This is a genomic window from Marinobacter iranensis (assembly GCF_029207565.1).
In the GTDB taxonomy this organism is placed as follows: domain Bacteria; phylum Pseudomonadota; class Gammaproteobacteria; order Pseudomonadales; family Oleiphilaceae; genus Marinobacter; species Marinobacter iranensis.
On record NZ_JANCMW010000434.1, the window covers coordinates 1 to 230 of the forward strand.

The 230-nt window shown below is 60.0% G+C and carries 1 protein-coding gene; it reads right to left on the reverse strand.

The features are described 5' to 3' along the window. A partial coding sequence (locus NLU14_RS22995) for a 4-hydroxyphenylacetate 3-hydroxylase N-terminal domain-containing protein (protein ID WP_275710974.1) occupies positions 1 to 230 on the reverse strand: 230 nt, incomplete at both ends.

Below are 230 nucleotides of genomic sequence, written 5' to 3' on the forward strand. Positions count from 1 at the left end.
TGAAGCCGGACGCGGGGTGGAAGGACAGGATCTTCTGCGCGTCGCGCAGCACCAGAACGTCTTCCCAAGGCACGAAGACATTGTCGAGCACCAGGATGGCGTCGTTTTCATCGAAGCGTGACGACAGCGGGTAGTCGAAAGGCTGGCCGACCGTGTTGGCCGTCTGTTCGTAGGAGACACGGCAGAACATCTTCACGCCGGGCGCATTCATCGGCACGATGAACATCACC